Annotated in this window: 25 protein-coding genes; 3 read left to right on the top strand and 22 right to left on the bottom strand. The window is 36.2% G+C overall.

The genetic code is table 11. The features are described 5' to 3' along the window. Positions 1 to 83: 83 nt before the first annotated feature. The 17 genes from OL225_RS20100 to mraZ all read right to left on the bottom strand — a co-directional run bounded on the left by OL225_RS20100 (position 84) and on the right by mraZ (position 18,893). Complete coding sequence (locus OL225_RS20100; protein ID WP_027372869.1) at positions 84 to 494, bottom strand: BrxA/BrxB family bacilliredoxin; 411 nt, start codon at positions 492 to 494, stop codon at positions 84 to 86. Between the two features lie 455 nt (positions 495 to 949). Continuing rightward, on the bottom strand, positions 950 to 1,396 hold the full coding sequence (locus OL225_RS20095) for a GatB/YqeY domain-containing protein (protein ID WP_047377988.1): 447 nt from the start codon (positions 1,394 to 1,396) through the stop codon (positions 950 to 952). Positions 1,397 to 1,496: 100 nt separating this feature from the next. Beyond that, the gene (gene ftsZ, locus OL225_RS20090; RefSeq protein ID WP_264519367.1) at positions 1,497 to 3,410 is read right to left on the bottom strand and encodes a cell division protein FtsZ; all 1,914 of its coding nucleotides are present in this window, start codon (positions 3,408 to 3,410) and stop codon (positions 1,497 to 1,499) included. A 91-nt stretch (positions 3,411 to 3,501) separates the two neighbouring features. Next, positions 3,502 to 4,887, bottom strand: a complete 1,386-nt coding sequence (gene ftsA / locus OL225_RS20085) for a cell division protein FtsA (protein ID WP_047377990.1) — start codon at positions 4,885 to 4,887, stop codon at positions 3,502 to 3,504. Between the two features lie 87 nt (positions 4,888 to 4,974). Beyond that, positions 4,975 to 5,946 carry a cell division protein FtsQ/DivIB gene (locus OL225_RS20080; protein ID WP_264519366.1) on the bottom strand — a complete coding sequence of 324 codons (972 nt, stop codon included), beginning with the start codon at positions 5,944 to 5,946 and terminating at the stop codon, positions 4,975 to 4,977. Positions 5,947 to 6,011: 65 nt separating this feature from the next. Beyond that, positions 6,012 to 6,389 (bottom strand): GxxExxY protein, encoded by a 378-nt coding sequence (locus OL225_RS20075; protein ID WP_126652846.1) that lies wholly within the window; start codon positions 6,387 to 6,389, stop codon positions 6,012 to 6,014. 177 nt (positions 6,390 to 6,566) lie between these two features. Next, positions 6,567 to 7,925 (bottom strand): UDP-N-acetylmuramate--L-alanine ligase, encoded by a 1,359-nt coding sequence (gene murC, locus OL225_RS20070; protein ID WP_264519434.1) that lies wholly within the window; start codon positions 7,923 to 7,925, stop codon positions 6,567 to 6,569. A gap of 81 nt (positions 7,926 to 8,006) precedes the next feature. Continuing rightward, positions 8,007 to 9,104 carry an undecaprenyldiphospho-muramoylpentapeptide beta-N-acetylglucosaminyltransferase gene (gene murG, locus OL225_RS20065; RefSeq protein ID WP_047377992.1) on the bottom strand — a complete coding sequence of 366 codons (1,098 nt, stop codon included), beginning with the start codon at positions 9,102 to 9,104 and terminating at the stop codon, positions 8,007 to 8,009. Position 9,105: 1 nt separating this feature from the next. Continuing rightward, entirely contained in the window at positions 9,106 to 10,359 is a 1,254-nt protein-coding gene (locus tag OL225_RS20060; RefSeq protein ID WP_264519365.1) for an FtsW/RodA/SpoVE family cell cycle protein, read from the bottom strand. A 53-nt stretch (positions 10,360 to 10,412) separates the two neighbouring features. Next, positions 10,413 to 11,738: a UDP-N-acetylmuramoyl-L-alanine--D-glutamate ligase gene (gene murD, locus OL225_RS20055; protein ID WP_264519364.1), complete on the bottom strand. Its 1,326-nt coding sequence runs from the start codon at positions 11,736 to 11,738 to the stop codon at positions 10,413 to 10,415. Between the two features lie 91 nt (positions 11,739 to 11,829). Next, positions 11,830 to 13,071, bottom strand: a complete 1,242-nt coding sequence (gene mraY / locus OL225_RS20050) for a phospho-N-acetylmuramoyl-pentapeptide-transferase (protein WP_047377995.1) — start codon at positions 13,069 to 13,071, stop codon at positions 11,830 to 11,832. Between the two features lie 44 nt (positions 13,072 to 13,115). After that, positions 13,116 to 13,493, bottom strand: coding sequence for a four helix bundle protein (locus tag OL225_RS20045; protein WP_264519363.1), 378 nt, complete (start codon positions 13,491 to 13,493; stop codon positions 13,116 to 13,118). 41 nt (positions 13,494 to 13,534) lie between these two features. Then, positions 13,535 to 14,995: a UDP-N-acetylmuramoyl-L-alanyl-D-glutamate--2,6-diaminopimelate ligase gene (locus OL225_RS20040; protein WP_047377997.1), complete on the bottom strand. Its 1,461-nt coding sequence runs from the start codon at positions 14,993 to 14,995 to the stop codon at positions 13,535 to 13,537. Positions 14,996 to 15,053: 58 nt separating this feature from the next. Further along, positions 15,054 to 17,045, bottom strand: a complete 1,992-nt coding sequence (locus OL225_RS20035; protein ID WP_047377998.1) for a penicillin-binding transpeptidase domain-containing protein — start codon at positions 17,043 to 17,045, stop codon at positions 15,054 to 15,056. Then, on the bottom strand, positions 17,029 to 17,394 hold the full coding sequence (locus OL225_RS20030; RefSeq protein WP_047377999.1) for an FtsL-like putative cell division protein: 366 nt from the start codon (positions 17,392 to 17,394) through the stop codon (positions 17,029 to 17,031). The genes OL225_RS20035 and OL225_RS20030 overlap by 17 nt, the downstream gene beginning before the upstream one ends. Before the next feature lie 99 nt (positions 17,395 to 17,493). Further along, positions 17,494 to 18,387, bottom strand: coding sequence for a 16S rRNA (cytosine(1402)-N(4))-methyltransferase RsmH (gene rsmH, locus OL225_RS20025; protein ID WP_047378000.1), 894 nt, complete (start codon positions 18,385 to 18,387; stop codon positions 17,494 to 17,496). A gap of 47 nt (positions 18,388 to 18,434) precedes the next feature. Next, complete coding sequence (gene mraZ / locus OL225_RS20020) at positions 18,435 to 18,893, bottom strand: division/cell wall cluster transcriptional repressor MraZ (protein ID WP_047378001.1); 459 nt, start codon at positions 18,891 to 18,893, stop codon at positions 18,435 to 18,437. A gap of 272 nt (positions 18,894 to 19,165) precedes the next feature. Here mraZ and OL225_RS20015 point away from each other — a divergent pair, with 272 nt between their 5' ends. From OL225_RS20015 to OL225_RS20005, 3 genes are all read left to right on the top strand, one after another. Continuing rightward, positions 19,166 to 19,927, top strand: coding sequence for an alpha/beta fold hydrolase (locus OL225_RS20015; RefSeq protein WP_047378002.1), 762 nt, complete (start codon positions 19,166 to 19,168; stop codon positions 19,925 to 19,927). 69 nt (positions 19,928 to 19,996) lie between these two features. After that, a complete protein-coding gene (gene yihA, locus OL225_RS20010; RefSeq protein WP_047378044.1) occupies positions 19,997 to 20,620 on the top strand; it encodes a ribosome biogenesis GTP-binding protein YihA/YsxC in 624 nt (207 codons plus the stop codon). Continuing rightward, positions 20,613 to 21,062, top strand: coding sequence for a GNAT family N-acetyltransferase (locus OL225_RS20005; RefSeq protein ID WP_264519362.1), 450 nt, complete (start codon positions 20,613 to 20,615; stop codon positions 21,060 to 21,062). The genes yihA and OL225_RS20005 overlap by 8 nt, the downstream gene beginning before the upstream one ends. Positions 21,063 to 21,123: 61 nt before the next feature. On the opposite strand, the gene OL225_RS20000 is transcribed toward OL225_RS20005, so the two are convergent. From OL225_RS20000 to OL225_RS19980, 5 genes are read right to left on the bottom strand one after another with little or no spacing between them, the layout of a single operon-like run. Then, positions 21,124 to 22,020, bottom strand: a complete 897-nt coding sequence (locus OL225_RS20000; protein ID WP_264519361.1) for a hypothetical protein — start codon at positions 22,018 to 22,020, stop codon at positions 21,124 to 21,126. A 9-nt stretch (positions 22,021 to 22,029) separates the two neighbouring features. Further along, positions 22,030 to 23,370 carry a beta-carotene 15,15'-monooxygenase gene (locus tag OL225_RS19995; protein WP_047378005.1) on the bottom strand — a complete coding sequence of 447 codons (1,341 nt, stop codon included), beginning with the start codon at positions 23,368 to 23,370 and terminating at the stop codon, positions 22,030 to 22,032. Positions 23,371 to 23,376: 6 nt separating this feature from the next. Further along, a complete protein-coding gene (locus OL225_RS19990) occupies positions 23,377 to 23,784 on the bottom strand; it encodes a hypothetical protein (RefSeq protein WP_264519360.1) in 408 nt (135 codons plus the stop codon). 5 nt (positions 23,785 to 23,789) lie between these two features. Continuing rightward, on the bottom strand, positions 23,790 to 24,191 hold the full coding sequence (locus OL225_RS19985) for a DUF6804 family protein (RefSeq protein WP_264519359.1): 402 nt from the start codon (positions 24,189 to 24,191) through the stop codon (positions 23,790 to 23,792). Between the two features lie 8 nt (positions 24,192 to 24,199). Continuing rightward, positions 24,200 to 24,727, bottom strand: a complete 528-nt coding sequence (locus OL225_RS19980) for an SH3 domain-containing protein (RefSeq protein WP_264519358.1) — start codon at positions 24,725 to 24,727, stop codon at positions 24,200 to 24,202.

Below are 24,727 nucleotides of genomic sequence, written 5' to 3'. Positions count from 1 at the left end.
GAATTTTCTGAAAATTTTTTACATAATTAAATAAAAAAACCGTTACAAAATTTGTAACGGTTTGATATTTAGATTATTGTTTGTTAGCAATACTCGTCATATGCAGCCTGAAGGTTTGCTGCGATAGCTCCTGCAGGGTTCCCTTCGATGTGGTGTCTTTCCAGCATGTGAACCAATTCACCATCTTTGAAAAGTGCTACACATGGAGAACTTGGAGGGAATGGAGCAAGGTGTTTTCTTGCCTCTACTACAGCCTCAGTATCAAATCCTGCAAATACAGTTGTTAAATGATCTGGTTTCTTATCTCCTGTTAAAGAGTATACAACTCCTGGTCTTGCGGCACCTGCAGCACAACCACATACAGAGTTAATTACCAATAATGTAGTTCCGGACTGCTTCAATGCATCTTCTACCTGAGCTGGAGTTGTCAAGTCCTGGAAACCTTTATCTGTAAGCTCTGCCTTCATAGGCATTACTAAATCTGTTGGATACATATATTTTGTTTTTATCTGCACAAAGTTAAGCATTTCTTTGCGTTTGTTCAATATATAAAAACTATCAATCGATTAGTCATATAAAATTAATCAAATATTAATATTGTAATAATATTCAAAAAAAAGTGAATTAAGACTAGGAATAATGGAAAATTATTATTAATTTTGAAATGATTCTGAAAAACAAACGACCATGAAAAAAACATTTAAGGCTTTCCCTCAAGCAATCAATCACTTAAATACTCTATGAAATATGGTAGTATCTTAATTCTTTTTACAGTTTAGAATCAAAACTGATTAACAAACTTTAATATCCAAAGAAAGTGAAGCCCAGAACTGAAAAGTTCCGGGCTTCTTTAATCAAATCGATATGCAAAGGTTGTATATCCTAATATAAATAGTTGATAGAAAATAAGTTGAGGGTTATGGATTTGCCTTCAACGAATCGTATTCAACTAAGACAGCAGCTTTTTAGCCATCTCAGAAATACTTTTCCCATCTGATTTTCCGGCTAATACTTTCGATGCGGCTCCCATTACCTTCCCTAAATCCTTGATAGATTCAGCTCCGGTTTCAGAAATAATATTTTTAATTTCTGTTTCAAGTTCTTCAGCAGAAAGCTGCTTAGGTAAAAACTTCTCAATTACCTTCATTTGAGCTTCTTCTACTTCTGCAAGATCCTGTCTCCCCTGAGCAGAAAATTGCTCGAAAGAATCTTTACGCTGTTTGATCATTCTCTGCAGAATAGCAATTTCCTGCTCTGCGGAAACTTCAGCACCTCTTGCTTCTGTTTGTAAAAGAAGAATCTGAGATTTTACAGCACGAAGAGAGTCCAGAGCTACTCTGTCTTTTTCTCTCATGGCTGTTTTTATAGCTTCGCTTATTATATTTTCTAAACTCATGGTATTCTTATTTGTACTAATGTAAAATGTATTAATGTACTGATGAACGAGTATGTAAAATCATTAATACATTTTACATCAATACATTAATACGCTTATTTTAGTCTACGTCTTTATTTAAAAATCTGTTTTCTCTGATCTGCATAGATCCGTTGTTGTCAGAAAGATACGTGTTGATGTTCTGATCTGAAGCATTGGTTCCGTCGATCGAAATATTTTTTCTTTTGAAAGCAGGAATAGATTCAAATTCGCTGGTGCTGTCAAAGCTCTGGTAGCGGGAGTTGAATTCTTTCAATTTATTTCTTCTTTCAATCACTCTGTCCTGGTCAATCGTTTTATTCACAAAAGTGAATTCTGATTCTTCTGTTTTCGGAGTTTCAATTTCTGTTTTGTTTTCAAAAGCAGTTCTTGTTTCAGCTTTTGGTTCTTCCTGTTTCTGGTAGAAGGTTTCAATCTTCTGAGCCGGTTCAGCTACAGCAGCGTTGCTGGGATTATTAAATTCTGCTTTTGGCTGTCCAAAATCGGTATTAGGCTCATTTCTTACAGGTTCGTTTACAAAGAAGCTGAATTCAACAGGTTTTTCTTCTGAAAAAGAGTTGCTGAAAGTACTTCCCGTCTGTGGCTCATCTTTTTTGTTCTCGAAATCAAATGAGAAAGATTGAATTTCCAGGTCATTTGGATCTTCACTCTCTTCGTCAATAGTAAATAAGCTATATTCCTGCTCACCTTCTTCTTCGTTTCTCCAGCCCTGTTCAGGTGTATTTACTATATCTTCCTCTTTATCAGAGAATTTTATTTCGGGTTTCACCTGTTCTTCTTCAAGAATCATTTTTTTTTCAATAGATGTAACCTTGAACTGTGTACCGTGGTCTTCATCATCTAATCTGAAATGATTGGCTCTGCTTGAATCATAGGTTGTATCAGGTGCAGATTCTCTTTCCTCTCTTGTTTTGAAAGGGGAGTTTTTCGGAGCATCAAAGCTGTCATTAAGACTGATTCTGATTTTCTCTGTAGGTCCTGCAAACTTCTTGTTGTCGTTAGAGAATCCTGTTGCAATAACAAGAACGCTCACGGCATCTCCTAATTCTTCATCAGCCCCCACCCCGAAGATAATATCAGCTGTATTTCCAGCTTCTTTCTGAATGTGATCCATAATGATACCAATCTCATCCATGGTAACTTCTTCAGCACCACTTCTGATCAATAACAGAACGTTTTTGGCACCTGTAATCTTATTATCATTCAATAAAGGAGAATCAAGAGCCTTTCTTACAGCTTCTTCAGCTTTATTTTCACCTGAAGCAGTTCCTGTAGACATCAATGCGGTACCTGAATTCTGAAGTACAGATTTAGCATCTCTAAAGTCAATGTTTACATCAAAGTAACCTGTAATAACTTCTGCCATACCTTTGGCTGCATTGGCTAAAACTTCATCGGCTTTTGAGAACCCTTGCTTGAATCCAAGGTTTCCGAACTGCTGTCTTAGCTTATCATTGTTGATCACAATTAATGAATCAACATTATTTTTTAATTTATCAAGACCATTTTCAGCCTGATCCAATCTTCTTTTACCTTCAAAACTGAAAGGAACGGTAACAATACCTACAGTAAGAATTCCCATGTCTTTTGCTACTTTTGCAATGACAGGAGCAGCTCCGGTACCGGTACCACCACCCATTCCGGCAGTGATAAACACCATTTTGGTGTTTTGTCCCATAGCAGCTTTAATATCTTCAATACTTTCGATTGCAGATTTCTCTCCCACCTCAGGGTCTGCACCAGCTCCAAGACCTTCTGTGATTGTGGTTCCTAGTTGAACTTTATTAGCGACCGGGTTATTATCTAGAGTTTGAGCATCTGTATTACAAATCACGAAATCTACTCCGTGAATTCCTTTCTCGTACATGTGCTTCAGAGCGTTGTTTCCACCACCCCCTACACCGATTACTTTTATGATGGATGAATTTCCTTTTGGCAAATCAAATGAAAATCCTTGTGTACCTATATTTTCCATAACTATACTTTTAATAATTATAATTGATAATTGATCAATGATAATTGATAAGGAAAAGATCGTTTATCGCTTATCATTCATCATTTATAATTTACTCTACTTCTTCAAAGAATTTTTTTACTTTTTCCATAAGCGACTGTCCGAAGGTCAATTTCGCCTTTCTGTTCTCCTGTCTTTCATTTTCAAAAGACTGCTGCTCCTGAACGGGTGCTGCCTGCTGAACCGGTTGAGCGGTTTCTGTCTGCGCTGAAGCAGTTTCCAGCTTTGGCTGTTCTGTAACAACTTCTATGATTTCATCAGCATTCTGCTTTTTGTCTCTGATCTTTAAACTCTCCATCAGTAACCCGATAGACGTAGCAAATTCAGGGCCTTTCAGGTACTGATTTTTATCGTTGGCAATATATTCATTTGCAAAACCGATTCTGCTGTCAAAACCAGTGGTATAATTAGCCAGCTGACGAAGATGTTTTAAGTTTGAACCACCGCCCGTAAGAACGATTCCGGCAATAAGCTTTTTCTTTTGTTCAAAGGCGCCATAAGCTTTCAGCTCTGTATTCACCATTTCCAAAACTTCTTCTACTCTCGCATTGATGATCTGTGCTAAAGTTTTTAAAGAAATTTCTTTGTCCGGTCTGCCATGTAGCCCGGGAATGGTTACAAAAGTACTGTCTTTTTCTAATTCGGGAACAGCCGAACCAAACTTTACTTTCAGTTGTTCTGCATGTTTCTCTATAATGGAACAGCCTTCTTTGATATCTTCGGTAATAATTCCGCCTCCGTATGGAATCACACAGGTATGACGGATGATATTATCCTTAAAAATCGCAATATCTGTTGTACCACCACCAATGTCAACAATTGCGACACCAGCTTCTTTTTCTTCTTTTGTAAGGACCGCTTCTGAAGATGCCAATGGCTCTAAAGTAAGTGCTTCCATTTCTAATCCGGCTTCACGAACGCATCTCGCAATATTTCTGATGCTTCCCATTTGGCCTACTACAACGTGGAAATTTGCTTCTAAACGTTTTCCATGCATCCCGACGGGCTCCTGAATTTCCCCTTCGGAATCTACTTTATATTCTTGAGGAAGTACGTGGATAATTTCTTCTCCAGGAAGCATGACCAGCTTTTTCACCTGATCTTTTAATGCTTCAATGTCATCGTCTGTAATAAATTTATCAGGATGTTCACGCATAATATAATCGGAGTGCTGCAGAGAACGGATGTGTTTTCCTGCAATACCTACCGTAACTTTGCGGATAGGAACACCAGCACTGGATTGTGCTTCGGATACTGCAGCCTTGATTGAATTAATAGTTTGTGAAATATTATTCACAATACCTTTATGAACACCAAGACTTTTAGCTTTTCCTACACCGAGAACTTCTATTTTCCCGTGTGCATTCCTTCTTCCGACAATCGCGACTATCTTTGTTGTCCCGATGTCCAGACCTACTGAATACTCTTGATTTTCCATTTTTATATCGATTTGATTTTTTCTACTTTTTTCCTTTTTTTTCTCTAAGGATGATCTCCTATTTGTGTGTTAAATGCCGTGAAGGGGCTATTCTATTTTTACTTTTGCTTTTGGCTTGGACAAGGCCTTAGCGGTTGATTTTTTCTCTGTTTTTTTCGCTTCTTTTGTATGTGTTTTCGTTTTTGTATTCTCTTTCGGTCTGGCCGGTGCGGAACTTGTTTTTTTTACTTCTGCAATCTTTGGCTTAGACTCTGTTTTTTTCGTTGCAGCTGCAGGAGAAGGTACTTTTGCCAGTTCCATTTTTCCAGCTTTTAAAATACTGTCGTTTTCTTTAAAATAAGGATTTAATGTAGTAACAATCTGGTTTTGGTATTTTACAGAAACCATGCTGTACTTCTGTGGATCCTGATACACAAGATATTTTTCCACGAAGGTTTTAAATCCTCTTACTTTAAAATCAATATTATCCAGATCTCCAATCTCTACCCTGTAATTTCCTTCACTTGTCAGAAGGTTGTAGCTGTCTTTACTTTTTGAAATTCCAATAAAATATTTCTTACTGAAATCATCTTTATCTATTTTTCCTACCAGTTCTGCCAGTTTTTCATATTCATCCGGCTGTACATTTCCGGTTACCAGCATACATGGATGGGAATATGTTCTTGAAATTGGAAATTCTACCCCTTTTTCATCCACATAAAAGTCTTTTCCATCTTTATTAAGTCTGAAAACAGGAACTCTCTGCTTGATATCCAGATTCAGTTTTCCGTTCAGATTCAGGTAGACATTTGCACTGTCAACTGCCGGAAGAGAATTGATTCTTTTTTCTAAAGAAGGAATATTAAGATCACCTACTTTTCCTGAAGGGTTTTCTTTTTTTACAATTTCCCTGATGTCTTTTTCATCTACAAAATAAACAGGAGTTTTTTCACTCATTTTTACAGAAATCTTATTGTCTGTAATCTGTTGGTGACTGAATCTTCTCAATGAGAAACTCAGTAACAATCCAAGGATGATTACAGTGACAGCAATTTTTAATATTCTGTATTTATTTTTCATACATTTTTTGTATTCATGTATTTATGTAAAATGTATTCATGAATACGTAAATACATTATTACTTTTTACAATTTATTTACAACTCGTTTTACTCCATTTTTGAATAGAATTGAATGGAAATTCAAAATCATTCCGAGTTTTATGTTTGTTATTCTTAAATAATTTAAAAGCTGAAAAAAATGATAATCATTAATCTCCTGAACTGCTTTTATTTCAATTATTAATTTGTTTTCAACTAATAAATCTACTCTGAACGCTTTAGATATCTTTAACTCTTCATATTCAATATCAATGTTTTTTTGACTTTCTACATTCAATCCTCTATTTTTTAGTTCATAAACTAAGCACTCTTCATATACATTTTCATAAAGTCCAATTCCAAGCGTACGATGTATTTTCATTCCAGCACTGAAAACAATCTCTGAAATTTCATTTTCTATCATACATTTTGTGTTTTCATGTTTAACGCTATGATCGCAAAGCAATCTTTTTATTTTTCCGTTCGCGAGGGCGTTTCACTCATCGAGGGCTATAACTTATATAATTTGTTTTCTCATTTTGCTGAGTGAAACGCCTTTGTGAACGATTTTACATTTTTCTTCGCGAGCATTGCGTTTAACTCAAATTTTCTCAATCCATTCACAAATAGGATCGTACAGGGTGTCAATGTTTCCTGCGCCTACTGTAAGAAGGATATCAAAATCTTTTTCTTTTATTTTTTCAAAAGCATCAGATAATGTTGATACTTCTTTTTTATCTAATGTTACTTTGTCCAGCAGCCAGCTTGAAGTAATTCCTTCAAAGTTTTCCTGAAGTTCTCTTGCAGGGTAAATATCAAGCAGAATAAGTTCATCAGCTTTGCTTAAACTTTCTGCAAACCCATCTGCGAAATCTCTTGTTCTGCTGAAAAGGTGAGGCTGGAAGACAACTACTAGTTTTTTATCCGGATAAAATGTTCTGATTGAGCTCATTACAGCATTGATTTCTGTAGGGTGGTGGGCATAATCATCAATATAAATTTTACCGTTCTGATAAATATGTTTGGTATATCTTCTTTTAATTCCTTTAAAGTTGGCAATTGCTTTTTTCAGCGTATCAAAATCTGCGCCTAAATTATGCAAAATGGCCAGTGCTACCGTAGCATTTTCCACATTATGGATTCCCGGAATTTCCCAGACAAAATCCTTTATTGTTTCAGTAGGAGTATGGAAGTCAAAATAAATTTTATCATGATCCATTCGCAGGTTGTCTGAATAATAATCTGCAGGCTCATTGACTGCATAGGTTTGATGTCCTCTGCCAATTTCTACTCCTTTTCTTACAAAGAGCTGTTGATCGTTAGGAACCAAAGCGGCAAACTGTCTGAATCCTTCTTCAATATGGCTTTTGTCCCCATAAATATCCAGGTGGTCTGCATCTGTAGAAGTTACTACTGCCCAGTCCGGAGACAGGTTTAGGAAGCTTCTGTCATATTCATCTGCTTCTACCACAGAATAAGTAGAACCGTTGTACAGGAAGTTGGATTTGAAGTTTTCAGAAATTCCTCCTAAAAAGCATGAGAAAGGTAAGTCTGCTTCCTTGCATAAATGGGCTACTAGGGTGGACGTAGTTGTCTTTCCATGAGTTCCTGCAATAGCGATACAATCTGTATTTTCAGTGATTAGTCCTAAAACTTTAGCGCGTTTCAACACTTCAAACTGATTTTCATTGAAGTAATCCAATATCCCAAGCGTTTTGATGGCTGGTGTATAAATAACCAATGTATCTTCTCTCTGAAGGGATGTGATCCTTTCATCAATAAGATCTTCAAAAACAATATCAATCCCTTCATTCATCAGGTTCTGAGTCAATTTTGTATTGGTTTTGTCATAACCCAATACTTTTTTCCCGGATGCATTGAAATAGCGTGCTAGTGCACTCATTCCGATACCTCCGATTCCGACGAAGTAAAAAGTCTGATATGTTTGTAAAATGTTCATTTCTTTGTTTTGTATTGCTGTATTCATGTGCAATGTATTCATGAGTATTGTGGTCATTAATACATTTTACAATGATACTTTTTACAGTTTATTAAATATTTCGTCTACAATCTCTTTTGCGGCGTTTGGCTTGGCAAAATATTTCAGATTGTCGGACATTTCTTTTCTTACACTTTCATTTTCGCAGATTTCTGATAATGTATTCCAGAATTTTTCCTGCATTTCAGAGTCTTTCACCATTCTGGCTGCATTTTTTTCAACCAGATTCATGGCGTTTTTCGTTTGGTGGTCTTCCGCTGCAAAAGGGAAGGGTACCAAAAGAACCGGCTTTTGTGCTACAGCCAGCTCTGAGATGGCAATAGCTCCGGCTCTGGAAACAATGATATCGGCAGCAGAGTAAGCCAGCTCCATGTCTTTGATGAATTCAAGGATCTGAATGTTTCTGGTGTCTGTATCTTTTGTTTCTGTTAAAATATCTTTATAATCAAGCTTTCCTGTCTGCCAGATCAGCTGATAATCTTTATCTGCAATTTGTTTTAAATGAGATTTCCATGCATTATTCAATGTTCTGGAGCCTAAAGAACCCCCTACAGACAGAATCGTAAGTTTGTCTTTATTTAATCCCATTTTTTCTTTTGCCTGAGATGTTTCCTGCATTCCTGAAACAATATTCTCACGGATAGGATTGCCCAGAAATTTTATTTTCTCAGCCGGAAAACCTTCTACTTTTGGGTAAGCTGTAAAAACGGCTTTGGCTTTCTTGCTTAATATTTTATTGGTTACTCCTGCATGGGCATTCTGCTCCTGTATGAAAATCGGAATTCCCATTTTGCTGGCTTCATAAAGAGCGGGCCCGCTGGCAAATCCTCCAGTCCCTACTGCAAAATCGGGAGCGAAGTTTTTAATAATCCTTTTAGATTTTGATAAGCTTTTCAGAATCTTGAAAGGAAGTCCCAAATTGGATAGCAGATTTCCTCTGTCAATTCCTGCAATGTCAATTCCCTCAATTTTATAGCCTGCCTGAGGAACTTTTTCCATTTCCATCTTTCCATTGGCACCAATGAACAAAAATTCTGCATCAGGAAATCTTTTTCTGATCTCATCAGCAATGGCAATGGCTGGGAAGATATGACCTCCTGTTCCGCCGCCTGATAATAATATTTTCAATTTTTTGTCCATTTTAAGCGATATCGTTTATTTCTGCTACACTTTGTTTTTTGCCCATTCCTTCTTCATCATAAATCTGGATTCTTGAGCTGATATTTAAAATAATGCCTAACTGCAAATAGGTGACCAGCATTGAGGTTCCTCCGTAACTGATCAAAGGCAGCGGCTGTCCTGTTACCGGGATCAGGTTTACAGCAACGGCTATATTGACCGAAAGCTGAATAAAGATCATTACGCCGAGACTGAGCACGAGCAGCGATCCGAAAAACGCCGGCATCTTACTGGCGATCATTACAATCCTTATCATCATGATCAGGTATAAACTGATCAGAAAAGCAGCTCCAATCACGCCATATTCTTCTACGATGACCGCAAAAATAAAGTCGGAGGCAGATTGGGGAAGCATTTGTTTCAATGCGCTTTTTCCTGGTCCCATTCCGGTAATTCCGCCATGTACGATGGCTGCTTTGGCCTGCATTACCTGATAATTTTTCGCTTTTACGCTTTCATCATCTACATCTGCTGATTTTGCTTTGCTTGAGGTAAATGTTTCTACACGGCTCATCCACGTATGTACACGGTTTCCGCCAATCATATTAGTATTCAGAGCTATCAATAAGAATAGGACAATGGCTACAAATGAGGCAGAAATAAATCCTGCAATGTATTTCCAGTGAAGCTGGCCTATGACAAGAACCACTACGGAAACCATTAAAATCATCAATGCTGTAGAACCGTTATCTTTTGCTACCAGTACGAAAACAAGCAGAATAGGTCCGAAAATATACATGATATTCTCTATCGGAAGCCTTTCTCTGGTGATCTTTTTGGTTAAATATCTGCACAGATAGATGATTAGCATTAAAAAGGCAAATGATGAAGGCTGGAAGGAAATTGGTGTTCCCGGGATTTTCAGCCATCTGGAAGCACTGGCTCCGTCAATGGTCTGTCCGGTAAACATGGTAACAATCAGCAGAACAATCATAAGGCCTAGCAGAATACTGCTGAGCTTTCCGATGTATTCATATTTTATGGTTCCTACCAGTCTCATGATTGCTAATCCCAAGACTACAAAGAACATATGTTTGATAACGTGACCAGTTGTAGTCCCGTTATTAACAATGTATTCAAGATTTGAACTTGCAGAGTATACAGGGAAAATAGAGAAAATGGAGATCACAAGGATGACCATCCAAAGTACTTTATCGCCCTTTAGAAATTCAAATCTGCTTTCTGTGTTCTGTTCGTCCATAATTATTGTATTCATGTACTGATGTAAAATGTATTGATGAAATTGATGATCATTAATACTTTTTACATTTACTTTAATACCTGCTCTTTAAACTGGCGTCCTCTGTCTTCATAGCTTTTGAACAAGTCAAAGCTTGCACAGCATGGAGATAATAAGACCGTATCGCCTTTTTTAGCCAGTGATTTTGAAATTCTCACCGCTTCTTCCATGCTTGAAGTATCATAAATAACTTCTTTTTTATCTTTAAAGAAGTCTATGATCTTCTTGTTGTCTACTCCAAGGCAAACAATTGCCTTTACTTTTCTTTTGACTAAATCTTCAATTTCGGTATAGTCATTTCCTTTATCTAATCCACCCACAATCCATACGGTTGGGGTTTTCATACTTTCCAAAGCATAGTAAGTAGCGTTCACATTGGTTGCTTTACTGTCGTTGATATATTTTACGCTATCAATTTCAGTAACAAACTCTAATCTGTGCTCTACGGCCTGGAATGTCATCAATGAATGTCTGATGCTTTCATTGTTGATTTTTAATATTTTACCGGCAATGGATGCTGCAAGACTGTTGGCTACATTATGATTTCCCAATAGAGACAATTCATCAACTTTCATTGAGAATTCATCCTTCATTTTTACCATAATTTCATCGTCATTGATGAAACCTCCTTCAGGTAACTTCTCTTTGGTTGAGAAAGGAATCATTTTAGCCTTTATTTCAAGTTTTTCAAGAAGATTTTTACTCATCTCATCATCTTTGTTGTAGATGAAGAAGTTGTCATTCTCCTGATTTTCAGTGATTCGGAATTTTGCTAAAGCATATTCTTCATAGTTGTAGTTGTACTGATCTAGGTGATCCTGAGACAGATTCAACAATAAAGAGATATAAGGTCTGAAATTCTGAATATCATCCAGTTGGAAAGAGCTTACTTCCAGTACATAATATTCATGGTTTTCATCTGCAACCTGCTTGGCAAAGCTGTATCCGATATTTCCTCCCAAACCTACATTCAATCCGTCATTTTTCAGGATATAATAGATCAGGGAAGTAGTGGTTGTTTTTCCGTTGCTTCCGGTAATGGCAATGATTTTTGCATCTGTAAATTCAGAAGCAAATTCAATTTCAGAGGAAAGTCTGATTCCTTTTTCATGAATTTTATTGATGATGTCTGCCTTTTTCGGAATTCCCGGGCTTTTTACGATCCAGTCAGCATTTAAAATCCTTTCTTCATCGTGGTTTCCTTCTTCAAATTCAATTTCATTTTCGGTAAGAAACTGCTTATAGTTATCCTTAATGGCTCCTTTATCTGAAAGAAATACTTCCAGACCTTTCTTTTTAGCCAAATAAGCAGCTCCGCATCCGCTTTCTCCACCTCCTAAAACAACTATTTTCATATAATTTTTGTATTTATGTATTGATGTATATTGTATTCATGTATCCTGGTGGTAATCATTAATACGTTAATACATTCTTACTTTTTACAATTTATCTCATTTTTAATGTGATCAGACATACAATTGCCAATATTACCCCGATGATGATCATTCTGTTCACGATTTTACTTTCGTGGAACCCTTCTTTCTGATAATGGTGGTGTAATGGTGACATTTTGAATAGTCTATTATTTTGGGCATATTCCAACCCGTATTTTCTTTTTCTGTATTTGAAAACAACTACCTGAAGCATTACAGACAGGTTTTCAATTAAGAAGATTCCGCATAATACAGGAATCAGCAATTCTTTTCTTAAAATAATGGCTAAAACGGCAATTACTCCTCCCAGCATCAAACTTCCGGTGTCTCCCATGAAAACCTGTGCAGGATAGGTATTGTACCAGAAGAATCCGATCACCGCACCTACCATTGCTACGGCAAAAATGGTGGTTTCACCCATATTGGGTAGGAACATGATATTGAGATAGTCTGCAAAGATGATGTTCCCGGAAAGGTAAGCAAAGAGAGCCAGCGATAACAGTATAATGGCACTTGTTCCTGCTGCCAGACCGTCAATTCCATCTGTAATATTGGCGCCGTTTGAAACAGCTGTTACAATGAAGATAACAATAGGAATAAAGACAATCCATGCCCACTCATGGGCATCTTTATCATTCATCCAGAATAAAATTCCACTATAATCGAACTCATTATTTTTGGCAAAAGGAACGGTGGAAACGGTAATTTTTTCAGTAGGCATAAAGTTTTGCTCTACATTGTTTCTGTTCACCACTTTAGCATCTGCATATTTTCTTTTAACGGTGATGTCCGGGTGGAAATACATTGTGATTCCTACAATCAGTCCTAAACCAACCTGGCCTACAATTTTAAATTTGCCACTTAAACCGTCTTTGTTTTTTTTGATTTTCTTTAAATAATCATCCAGGAAACCAATGGCCCCCATCCAGAACATTGAAACCAGCAACAGAACAATATACACATTGGTAATTCTGGTAAACAGCAATACCGGAATAATGGTTGCCAAAATGATAATAAGCCCTCCCATAGTAGGAGTTCCTTCTTTTTGTTTCTGACCATCCAATCCCAGATCACGCACCAATTCTCCCATTTGTTTTGTTCTCAGATAATTGATTACTCTTTTTCCGTAGACAAGAGCAATAATCAGAGAGAATAGTACAGCCATTCCGGCACGGAAGGAAATGTATTTCAACAATCCTAATCCCGGAACGTGGATTCCATGGTTGGTTAGATATTCGTATAGATAGTATAGCATGTTTCTGTTTTTTTATTATTTAAAAATTTAATTTATTTAAAGATTTAAAGATTGGGCTTCTCAATATTTTCACTTAAATACTTAATGAATTTTGATATGTTTGAAGAAACTTCTCTTGAAAGGATGATGATTTCTTCAGCTTTATTCTCGTCACCTAATTTTAATCTTTTACTTACAATCAGCATGCTTTTGACTTCAGCACAGCTGCCTTTTGCAATTTTTAAATATCTAATAAATTGTCTATTGTTATTATATTCTGAGCCTTCCGCAATATTATTACTAATCGAAAAACTCGCTCTTTTTATCTGGTTGTTAAATTCAAATTCTTTTTCAAAGCTTGGATTTTGAAGAAACTCATAAACTTTTTGAATAAGATCTAAACTTTTGATATATACCGGGAAATCTTCAAAATTCTTCGTCATCATCAAATTTTTAAATCGTTAAATGAGTTTAATCTTTTAATCTATTTAGACATTAATTTCCAGAGCTCATTAATTACTTCTTTGTCGTCAAAATGATGTTTCACACCATTGATCTCCTGATAGTTTTCGTGCCCTTTTCCGGCAACTAAAACAATATCTTTAGGTTCTGCAAACTTTATGGCCATCTTTATGGCTTCTCTTCTATCCGGAATTGAAGTGTACTTGCTGAAGTTCTGAGGTTCAACACCTGCTTCAATTTCTTTGATGATCTGTGCAGGATCTTCTGTTCGCGGATTATCTGAAGTGATGATTGCCAATGTTGATTTTTTGGAGGCAATATTTCCCATTTCAGGTCTTTTGGAGTGGTCTCTGTCTCCTCCGCACCCAAATACAGTGATTAATCTTTCGTTTTTGGTTCTTATATCATTGATGCTGTCTAGAATGTTTTCCAATGCATCCGGAGTGTGTGCATAATCTACAATAAAGAAAATTCCGCCATCGGATTTGAAGGTTTCAAATCTTCCGGAAACTCTTTTTAGTTTACTGACCGCCTGAAGAATTTCATCCTGCTCAAAACCAAGTTCAGCAGCAATTCCGAATACAAGCAGCAAGTTGTATACATTGAATTTTCCGGTTAATGTTGTCCAGAATTCTTTTCCATTGAAATTCAACAGCATCCCGTTGAAATCTACTTCCAATAATTTTCCATGATAGTCTGCCATGGTTTTCAAAGCATAAGACTTCTTTGCAGCCTTAGTATTCTGAAGCATAACATTCCCATTTTTGTCATCAACATTGGTAATGGCAATAGCTGTATCTTCTAATTGGTCGAAGAATCTTTTTTTGGTTTTTAAATATTCTTCAAACGTTTTATGATAATCTAAATGATCATGAGTAAGGTTGGTAAAACCTGCTATTTTGAAGTGTAATCCTTCAATTCTGTTTTGGGCGATTCCGTGTGAGCTTACTTCCATGAAAGCAAATTCACATCCTTTTTCTACTGCTTCCGCTAAAATCCTGTTGATGGTAATCACATCAGGAGTGGTGTGGGTAGCAGGAATAATCTCTTCACCGATTCTGATTTCAACAGTGGAAAGCAATGCAGATTCATAGCCCAGATTTTTGAAAACATCAAAAAGAAGGGTAGAAACAGATGTTTTTCCATTAGTTCCGGTAACTCCAATCAGTTTTAATTTCTGAGAAGGGTTTCCATAGAAATTAGAAGCAAGGTGACCTAAAGCTTTAGATGAATCTTTTACCTGAACATAGGTTACGTTTTCAGTCAATGTTTCAGGAAATTCTTCGCAAACGATTGCGGCGGCTCCTTTTTCAATGGCAGATGCAATGAATGAGTGACCATCCACCACTGTTCCTCTCATGGCAATGTAAAGAGAGTTTTCTGTAACCTTTCTGCTGTCGATCACCAATTCAGTCACCTCACGGTTGCTATCACCGTGAATTTGCAGTACTGGGATTCTGTTTACTAATTCTGTTATAATCATCTTTATCAATAAGGCTTTGCCCTATTTTGTTTTAAATGGTCCTTGCGGAACTTTGTTCTTAATTTTGCAGAGACAAATAAATTCTCTGGTTCTTACTGATCGTTGTGCCTTCCAGAGGGAACTGTTCTTTAATTCTTCCCACTCCTTTATAGTCGACACGGTATCCTAAGTTTTCCAATTGCGGGATTACGTTTTTACCGATTAATCCCACCACATTTGGCATTTGTTTATCATTTACTGCTACTTTTACATTAGGTTCAACCATTTTGCTAAGGTTTACCTTTTTGTCTACAAGCATTTCTTTTTCGATATTCTGAGGTGTTTTCAGGAATGTTTTTCCTGCAATTTCTTTAAACACCGGTGCTGATACGGAACCTCCATAAAATCCTTTTGCCGTATTAGGTTCACTAATCATGACATAGCAAGTGTATTTTGGTGCATCTGCCGGATAGAAGCCCGCAAACGATGCACGGTACTTCATTGGGCCAGGCAGCCAGTATTCAAATCTTGCGGTTCCTGTTTTTCCTGCCATTTTCAGGTTGGGTGTAAAGATGCTTCGTCCTGTTCCTTTTTCTACAGCTTTGGTTAAGGCACTGGTCATCATTTTAATTGCTTTCTCAGAAGCCATTTTATTTACCATTACTTCAGGCTTGGCATTGTACATCACCTTTCCGTCTTTCATGATTTTGTCAATGAATAAAGGCTTAAGCATTTTTCCTCCATTGGCAACTCCGTTGTAGAAGGTTGTCAACTGCAGCAGGTTGATATTGGAAGAGTATCCGTAAGAAATAGAAGCCAGCGTTGCGGCATTCCATCTTTTATTTTGTGGAGTTACGATCTTTGGTTTTGTGATACCCGGAAGCTCGATATCCATTTTGTCGAATAATTTCCAACGTTTCAGGTGGTCAAGGAAAATTTGTGGCTTTTCTGCATAATACTTTGTGATTAGTTTTGAAGTTCCTACGTTACTGGACTTTGCCAATACATCACTGATATCGTAAGTTCCACCTCCGTGGCCGTCAGAGATTCTCTGTTTTGCATAGACCCAAACTCCGTTTCCTACATTTACTGTCGTATTTTCATCAATAAATCCATCATCCATTGCGGCAAGAAGCGAAATGGTTTTAAAGGTGGATCCAGGCTCAATATTATCTTTCAGCGCATAGTTGTAAGAGTCTTCGTAATCTCCTGAATCTGTTCTTCTTAAATTGACAAGAGCACGTACTTTTCCGGTTTCTACTTCCATCACGATTACGGTACCGTGTTTGGCCTCGAAATTAATCATTTGCTTCTCAAGTGCGGAGTGCGCAATATCCTGAATCCTAAGGTCTAAGGTAGTGTATACATCTTCTCCGTCTACCGGTTCCTGCACTTTCCAGAAGTCAATAGGTTTCCACTGGGAAGAGTTGATTCTTTGCTCCAGTCTTTTTCCGTCAGTTCCTGTTAAATATTTAGAGAAAGCACCTTCCAGCCCTGATCTAAGCTCTCCGTTATCCATACCGATGGTTCCGGCTCCGATTTCTGAAGTGGCTAATTCTCTTTTATAGTTTCTATCAACAATAAATCCCCCTTTATTTTTACCTTTTTTGAAGATCGGAAACTTTCGGATTCTGTCATATTGATCGAAATCCAGTCCTTTTACCAAAGTATAGTACTGATTTTTCTTTTTCTTCTGCTCGTCAAATTTCTGTCTGAACTCTCCTCTGGATTTTCCGAACATTTTGCTCAGAGAATCCGTTAGTGCTCCTATGTTATTGGAGTACACTGTATCTTTCATCGTTTTGAAGTCAAGATAGATGTCATATCGCATCACTGTGGTTGCGAGAATAGACCCGTCCGACGCAAAAAGATTACCGCGGGCGGCCTTTAAAGTGGCCTCACGATAGTTTTTATTAATGTAATCGTCTTTAATTTCCTGAACATTGGTATTCTGAAGAACAACAATTCTTGCCAAGAACATTACAAACACGCACAAAGCTACCACTGCAAAGAGGTAGCCCCATCGTAACGTTTTCTTACGTTTATTGTCGTATTCATTTTGCTTTTGCATCTGTACTGTCCAGTTTTATTAGCAATTTGTGAGGGTGGTTTTCCAGGGTCATCAATGAATCCCGGGCAACCTCTTTCCCCAGCTCTGATTCCATTTTTACTTTGATCAGCTTACTCTGGGCGTAAGCGTTTCTTGATTTGTATTCTTCTGTTTCCTCTTTTAAGGCGTTTACAATTTTAATTTTTTTATTGACGAGATGGTTGGTATAAATCATGGCCATCATCAGTATAAACAACAAGAGAAAATACTTGTAATGTATTTTGATCTCATCACGGTTCAGAAAGTTTCCTTTTATAATATCTATAAAAGTGAGTCTTTTCTGGGGGCGATTTGTTGTTCTTTTTGCCAATTTATTATATCAATTTGCTTCGCAGTGAATTTACTTCATGTCAATGGTCAATTTTATTTTGTTAAATGATTCACTATTGACGATTCACTCATTCACATTTTATACTTTTATTCCTGTTCTCATTTTGGCACTTCTTGCTCTTGAGTTTTCTTCAATTTCCTGATCATCAGGAATGATTGCTTTACTCTTTATCAATTCGAATGCCTTTTTATAATTTCCGTAGATATCTCTTGCCGGCTCTCCCTCGAACATTCCGTTTTTCAGGAATCTTTTTACCAAACGGTCTTCCAGAGAGTGGTAGGAAATAACTACCAACCTTCCTTCCGGTTTTAAAACATTGTAAGCCTGTACCAGCATTTCCTTTAATACTTCAAGCTCCTGGTTTACTTCAATTCTTATCGCCTGGAAAAGCTGAGCATAAAATTTATTAACCTTATGAGGCGGAATGTAGCTGAAAAGCTTTTTCAAATCCTCCGTGGTATCTATGCTTTTTGTTTTTCTATGGTGAACAATTTCTCTCGCCAGCTTTCTTGCTTCTCTTAATTCTCCATAGTGATAGAAAAGATCTGCAAGTTCACTTTCTTCATATTCATTGATTACTCTTTTGGCATCAAGGTTCTGCATTACGTTCATCCTCATATCCAAAGGAGCATTGCTTCTTGTAGAGAAACCTCTGTCTGCTTCATCAAACTGGTGTGAAGAAACACCCAGGTCGGCCAAAACACCATCTACCTGAGGAACTCCGTACATCAGTAATGAGTTTTCCAGGAATCTGAAATTCTGATTAACTAATGTAAATCTAGGATCATCAATTGTATTTTTAAGTGCATCCAGATCCTGGTCAAAACTGAACAATCTCCCTTTATCAGAAAGTCTGCTCAAAATTTCCCTGGAGTGGCCTCCGCCTCCAAAGGTGCAGTCCACATATATTCCGTCAGGATTCGTCACCAAATCATCAACACTCTGCTTCAACAAAACGGGGTTATGATACATGCTTAATTGTGTTTTTTATTTAATAATAATCAATTAATAACCTACAGTTATTCTTCATCGAAAGAGCCCATCACATCTTCGGCAAGGCTTGCAAAATCAGCTTCATTGGTGGCAATTACCTTTTCATAGGCGTCTTTGTCCCAAATTTCGAAGAGCTCTCCCGCGCTGGTAATCACAATATCTTTTTGAAGATTTGCAAAAATCGTCAGGTCTTTGGAGATCTGTAATCTTCCCGCATTATCCAATTCTACTGTCTTTACTCCTGCCGTAAACATTCGTATGAAATCAGCATTCTTTTTTATGAATCTGTTCAGTTTATTAATTTTGCCCATCAGTTTGTCCCATGCATTCATAGGATAGACTTCCAGGCAAGGCTGGAACACAGATCTCTTGACTACAAATGCCTTGTCTTCGAAGTTTTCCATCTGTTTAATTAAAGATGAAGGAACTTTTAAGCGGCCTTTGTCGTCAATTTTACACTCATATGTCCCAATGAAATTTTTCATTTGGGACAAATTTATATAATAATTTCCAAAATTTCCCACTTTTTCCCACTTTTTGACTCAATGTTAATAAGTTTTATTAAAGATTGAATCTTAATAATGTAAAATACTGATATGAAGACACTTGCAAAAAGTGTTATTTAAGCCATAATAAAGCGTGTTTGAAAAAAAAAGTTAAAAAGGAGAATATTATATTATTTTTATCTTAAATTAGGATAATCAAAATTTTTTTGAGGTTTAATTTGTATTTTTGCAAGGCTTTATTAAGGCGTTTTATGATATTTAGTACAAAAAAAGAAAAGAAATATTCCTATGTAGAAGCGGGAGAAGGACATCCATTAGTGCTGTTGCACGGGTTAATGGGTGGTTTGAGTAATTTCGATAAGATGGTAGATTTTTTTTCGGAAAGAGGCTTCAAAGTATATGTCCCTCAGCTGCCGATCTATGATCTGCCGGTACTCAATACGAATCTTACCACTATCGCAAAATATATTATCAAGTTTATAGAAAGTCATATTTCAGGCCCGGTTACCATTATGGGAAACTCAATGGGAGGACATGTGGGACTTATCTTGACTTTAGCAAGACCAGATTTGGTAAAAAATCTTGTGCTTACAGGAAGTTCCGGATTATATGAAAGAACTTTCGGGGACAGTTTTCCAAGGAAAAATGACCGATCTTATATCAGAAAGAAAACGGAAGAAGTTTTCTATGATCCAAAGATTGCGACAGAGGATCTTGTAGATGAAGTTTTCGGGGTGGTAAATGATAGAATGAAAGGAATAAAAACAGTAATGCTGGCAAGAAGTGCCATCAAACACAATATGCTGAACGACCTTCCGAAGATTGTAACACCTACGTGTCTGATCTGGGGAAAACAGGATAATGTGACTCCTCCGGAAGTGGCAGAAGACATGCACAAGTTTATTCCTAATTCGGATTTATTCTGGATAGATCATTGCGGCCATGCAGCCATGATGGAAAAACCGGATGAATTCAATGAAATCCTGTATAACTGGATAAAAGATAAAGTTTAATAAATAACATCATAAAATGACCATTAAGAGCTTTTCTTAATGGTTTATTTTTCTAAAATACATTCAAAAATGATTATCAAGACAGCAGAGTTTGTAAAGAGCAGCGGAAAATGGCAGGAATGCCCTGAACCCAATATTCCTGAATATGCTTTTATCGGAAGATCAAACGTAGGAAAGTCATCATTGATCAACGCAATGATGAATCATAAAGACCTGGCTAAGACATCACAGACTCCAGGGAAAACCCAGCTGATCAATCATTTTTTAGTGAATGAAAACTGGTATCTTACCGATTTACCAGGCTATGGGTATGCAAAGGTTTCAAAAGTTCAGCGAAAGGATTTTGAAAAGCTGATCACGAATTATATTCTGAACAGGAGAAATCTTGTCAATCTTTTTGTATTGGTAGACATAAGACACACCCCACAGAAAATTGACCTTGAATTTATACAATGGTGTGGAGAAAGCGGAATACCTTTTTCAATTGTATTCACTAAAGCTGATAAGCTAAAGCCCAATGTTGCTGTTAAGAATGTTGAGGATTATAAAGCAGAGCTTCATAAAACCTGGGAAGATCTTCCTGAACTATACGTTACCTCAGCAGAAAAGAAAGAGGGGGGAGATAACATTCTTAATTTTATCCAAAAAACCAATGAGTTTTTAACCAATAATAATATAAGTTTCGATGAGTAATATTGTCTGGAAAATTAAAACCTTTGATGAGTTTACCGTTCCTGAATTGTATTCTGTACTGAAAGCTCGTATTGATGTTTTCGTTATTGAACAGAACTGCCCTTATCCTGATCTGGATAATTATGACCAGAAAGGAGTCCATATCTGGGCTGAAGAAAACGGACAGATACTGGCATACTGCCGTGTATTTGATAAGGGCATAAAGTATGATGAAACTTCTTTCGGAAGGGTTTTGACTACCGAACAGGCGAGAGGAAAAAGTCTGGGAAAACAGCTGATACAATATGCTATAGAAACAATAGAAAACCGTTTTCATACTTCTGAAATCAAAATATCCGCGCAGGATTATCTTTTAAGATTTTATAGTGGATTCGGATTTGTAGATACGGGGAATAAATATCTTGAAGATGATATTCCACATACGGAAATGATAAGAAAATAAATAAAAGCGAGGAAATTTAATTCTTCGCTTTTTTGATAGTTAAATATATTGGAGAGTGTTTTTATTTTTCTGAAATCGTTTTTAATATAATGGGTTCCAGATTGGAGGGGAGATCAGCAGATTTGATCTGATACTTTTTAATTTTCATTTCTTTAAACCAATTTTCCCAATATTCTTTAATGACTGCTTCTTCAAAAGGATTTCCTTTTTCAGGATTAATACCGAGAACAATTACTTCTAAATTTTTGAGATCATCATTTGCTTTTACAAATCCATAGCCATTTTTTTCAATGGTATCTTTAAAACCAGAGGTTGTTAAGTTATTGGCTTTTATAAGTTTGGTTGTTAAATAAGATGTTTTATAAGAGTTGTCCTTTTTTTCGTCAAACTTGGTGTTTTGATGATACATATAGCCATCGGTCAAAATGAACAGAATATTTCTGTGATCATCTTTTATGCAATAATCTTTTACTTTGTTTTTGAAAAATTCCCAGATATCGGATCCAACGTATTTTCCATCTTTTATAGCTGACTGATAAATATTTAAAGGCAATTCAGAGTATTTTTTGTCGACAGAATCAAAATAACTTCTGGGAATATCTTTATTGAAGGAAACTTTCAATTCTTTTGTAAGCTCATTCATTTTTGGGTCTGAAGGTTCCGGGTTAAAGAATACCTGCATCTGATCATCATATGTGATGATTCTTTTGGATTTAATATGATTTAAAAATCCTTTTTCAATGGCTTTGATATATTCTGTATCCCGCTGAAAATATTGCATTGTAGGATTTGGATTTGTGTTAGGATCAATTCTGTCGGATAAATCAATCAAAATGCTGATATTGATATTGTTTGAATCAACAATAGGACCTTTCTTTACTATGTTTGTTCCATCGTTTTTACCTTTGCAACAAGAAACCAAAGAAATGATCATTAACAAGTAGAATATTTTTTTCATGACAGGTAATTATAAAGATGATAAATACACTAAATTTTGATTGTCGGAATTAGCCCCTACAGTTTCCAGATTAATATTGTAAGTTGCAATACAGTCATCAATCATTGTTTGTTTTTCCGTTCTTGATACTGCTATTTTTTCACCGATAAAAGTGATCCAGCCCTGAACATATTCCGAAGCATACAGTTTGTAATCTTTGGTCGGAATAATGACCCCGTCAATAATATTTTGAAGCTCTTCGATTCTTCCCCGGGTTTTGATAACAGTTTCTTTTATCGTTCCGATACTGGCAAGGATTTCTTCAATGTCTTTTTTCAAAATATTGATTTTGTCCTGAAAGAACTCAATCCTCTTCTGTCTGATTTCCTGTTCGTTTTTGATCTTATCTTTTTCACGATGTTCTTTCATTACAAAGTCAAAAACCAGTCCCCAAATAATGTACACAATGAATCCAGCGAAAATAATTCCCCAAAATTGAATTTTGGTAAAAGCAATTTTAATATCAAATGGTGGTGATTCAAAAGTTTTGTTTAATTCATATAATTTTGACTCAATTTCGTAGGCTAGAATGCAATCGAAAATAAATGTTACGATAAATAATAATCCCAGTTTGATATAATTGGCTCTCGTTTTATTCTCCCAAAACATGTGAATCAAATAACCCAGTCCGAGAAACACAAACGGAATCAAGGTTACAAAAGCCCCTTCAATAACTCCTTCGTTCCATGCCTTGCTGAAAGCCTGTGCATCCAAAACACTTTGAATAACAGTACTTCTTGCATCAAAACTTTTGAAAAAAGCTGAATAAGAAGTTGAGATATAAAATGTTCCTAAATATAAAGTGATGGGAAGCAAGAGAAAAAGTCCGATCCAGAATTTTGCAGAAGCTCCTCTTGTCGCTTTTATATTGTGCTTTTCCGGGTTTCTGGGTAGATCAAGGATTTCAGATTTCAAATTTTCAATTGTATGCTGATGATTTTCAATTTCTATATTTTTGTTTTTTAGCTGCTCTTCTTTTGTTTCCTGTGATACTGTCAGCGCCTTAATTTCAGTTTCTCTGTTTTTTTGTTCGTTGACGTAGGATTCTTTCAGATTTTTCTGTTTTTCGACCATTTCCTTTTCTTCGTTCTGAAATTTGGAATAAACGGCATCGAGGCAGATAGATAACGTAGAATGATTTCCGTTGGTTCGCGAACTGTCTCTATATCCTGATTCATGATAAGTTCTCTTTCTGGTTTCTTCCAGAGATTCATCATCTGGGGTGTCATTATTTGAGGGAAGTGGTTCCGGTTTCGGTTCTATCGGAACGGATTTGAGTTTGAATAAATTTTTTATACTGGCGGTGTCCATGATGAGTTAGTTTTTTAATTCATATAAAATTTCACTTTTGTTCTTTCCGATTCTTACGGCTTCAATGAGATAGTCTACAATTGCCGTTACATTTTCTTCCAAAAAGCCAAACATCAGAACGTATTTTTGCATTGCAGAATATTCGTTTGGCGAAACAATTCCATCTGCCCAGATCATTACGGTGAGATCATATAAATAATCTACTTTCTCCTCAATAGTCTGTGGTACCAATGATTTTAAATTGATAGGATTTAAAAGGATTTCATCTAAATTTTTGGATGGAATTCCCCTTTCTTCTGCACATTTGTAGAGCATTTTTAATTCTAATGCACTGAAATCATCATCGCAGATAGCCATTTGATACAATCGTAAAAAATGAGCTTTGAGGTTTTCTGTTATATGACTGTTTTCCATGATGGCTATTCTTCTTTGGTTTTTTTAGGATTAATAATTCTGTCTCTTGAAACAGTTCTTTGATGAATGGGTAATGAAGATTCTGTAGTTTCTTCTGTAATTTCTTCTTCCTTTTTTTGTTCTTTTCTTTCTATGAAATTGATCAGCAGAAATAAAATTCCTGTGATGATATCAATCGGGACCCAAATGCTTTTCCGATATAAATAAAAAGGAAAAACTGGATTGAAAAGAATGAGAATGATTAGAAATAGTATACTGAAATAGTGTTGTTTAAAGCTTAAAGTATTGTATAAAACTAATAAAGCTCCAATGGAAATAAGAATTCTGAGGAAAGTATAATATTCTATAGGAAGTCTGAAAATACCGAAGAAACAACATAACGCACAGAAGGTGAGAAATGGTTTCATTTTTTTGATTATTTTATATCTTTATAATGAACATATCCTGTTGTTCTACTTGATTTTACCTGTACCTTGTACCATGAACCATCTCTTGAAAGTTCAATCAATTTGGCCCTTTTAGAGACTGTTGCTATTATTTTAGATTTTAAGGATGGTTTCTCGTAAATATTTGTTGCTTGTATTCCTGCAATGTATCTGTTGTTGGAATTAATATTGAAATTAACTTCATCAATAAATACTTTTGGTGGTTTACTTGATTTTGTTTTGGAGGATTTATAAGAATCAGAAGGTTTGTATTTTCCAGACTTACTTTTTTTACTGGAACTACCCGATGATGAGCTTCTTCCGGAAGATCCACCTCCACAAACGCCACAGGTTCCACCGCCACTACAGTGCCCGCATCTTGAGCAGTTAGAGCAGGCTGTGCAATAGGAAGAACCTGTACATCTTCCGCCGTGTCCTGCATTGTCATTGGCTTTTATGCAAGAATTTAAAAGAAGTAAGCTGAAGGTAAATATAATGAAGGGTATTAGTTTTTTCAT

The sequence above is a fragment of the Chryseobacterium viscerum genome (genome assembly GCF_025949665.1).
Lineage (GTDB): Bacteria > Bacteroidota > Bacteroidia > Flavobacteriales > Weeksellaceae > Chryseobacterium > Chryseobacterium viscerum_A.
Note: the sequence above shows the minus strand (reverse complement) of the source record. Positions and strands in the feature narration are given on the sequence as shown.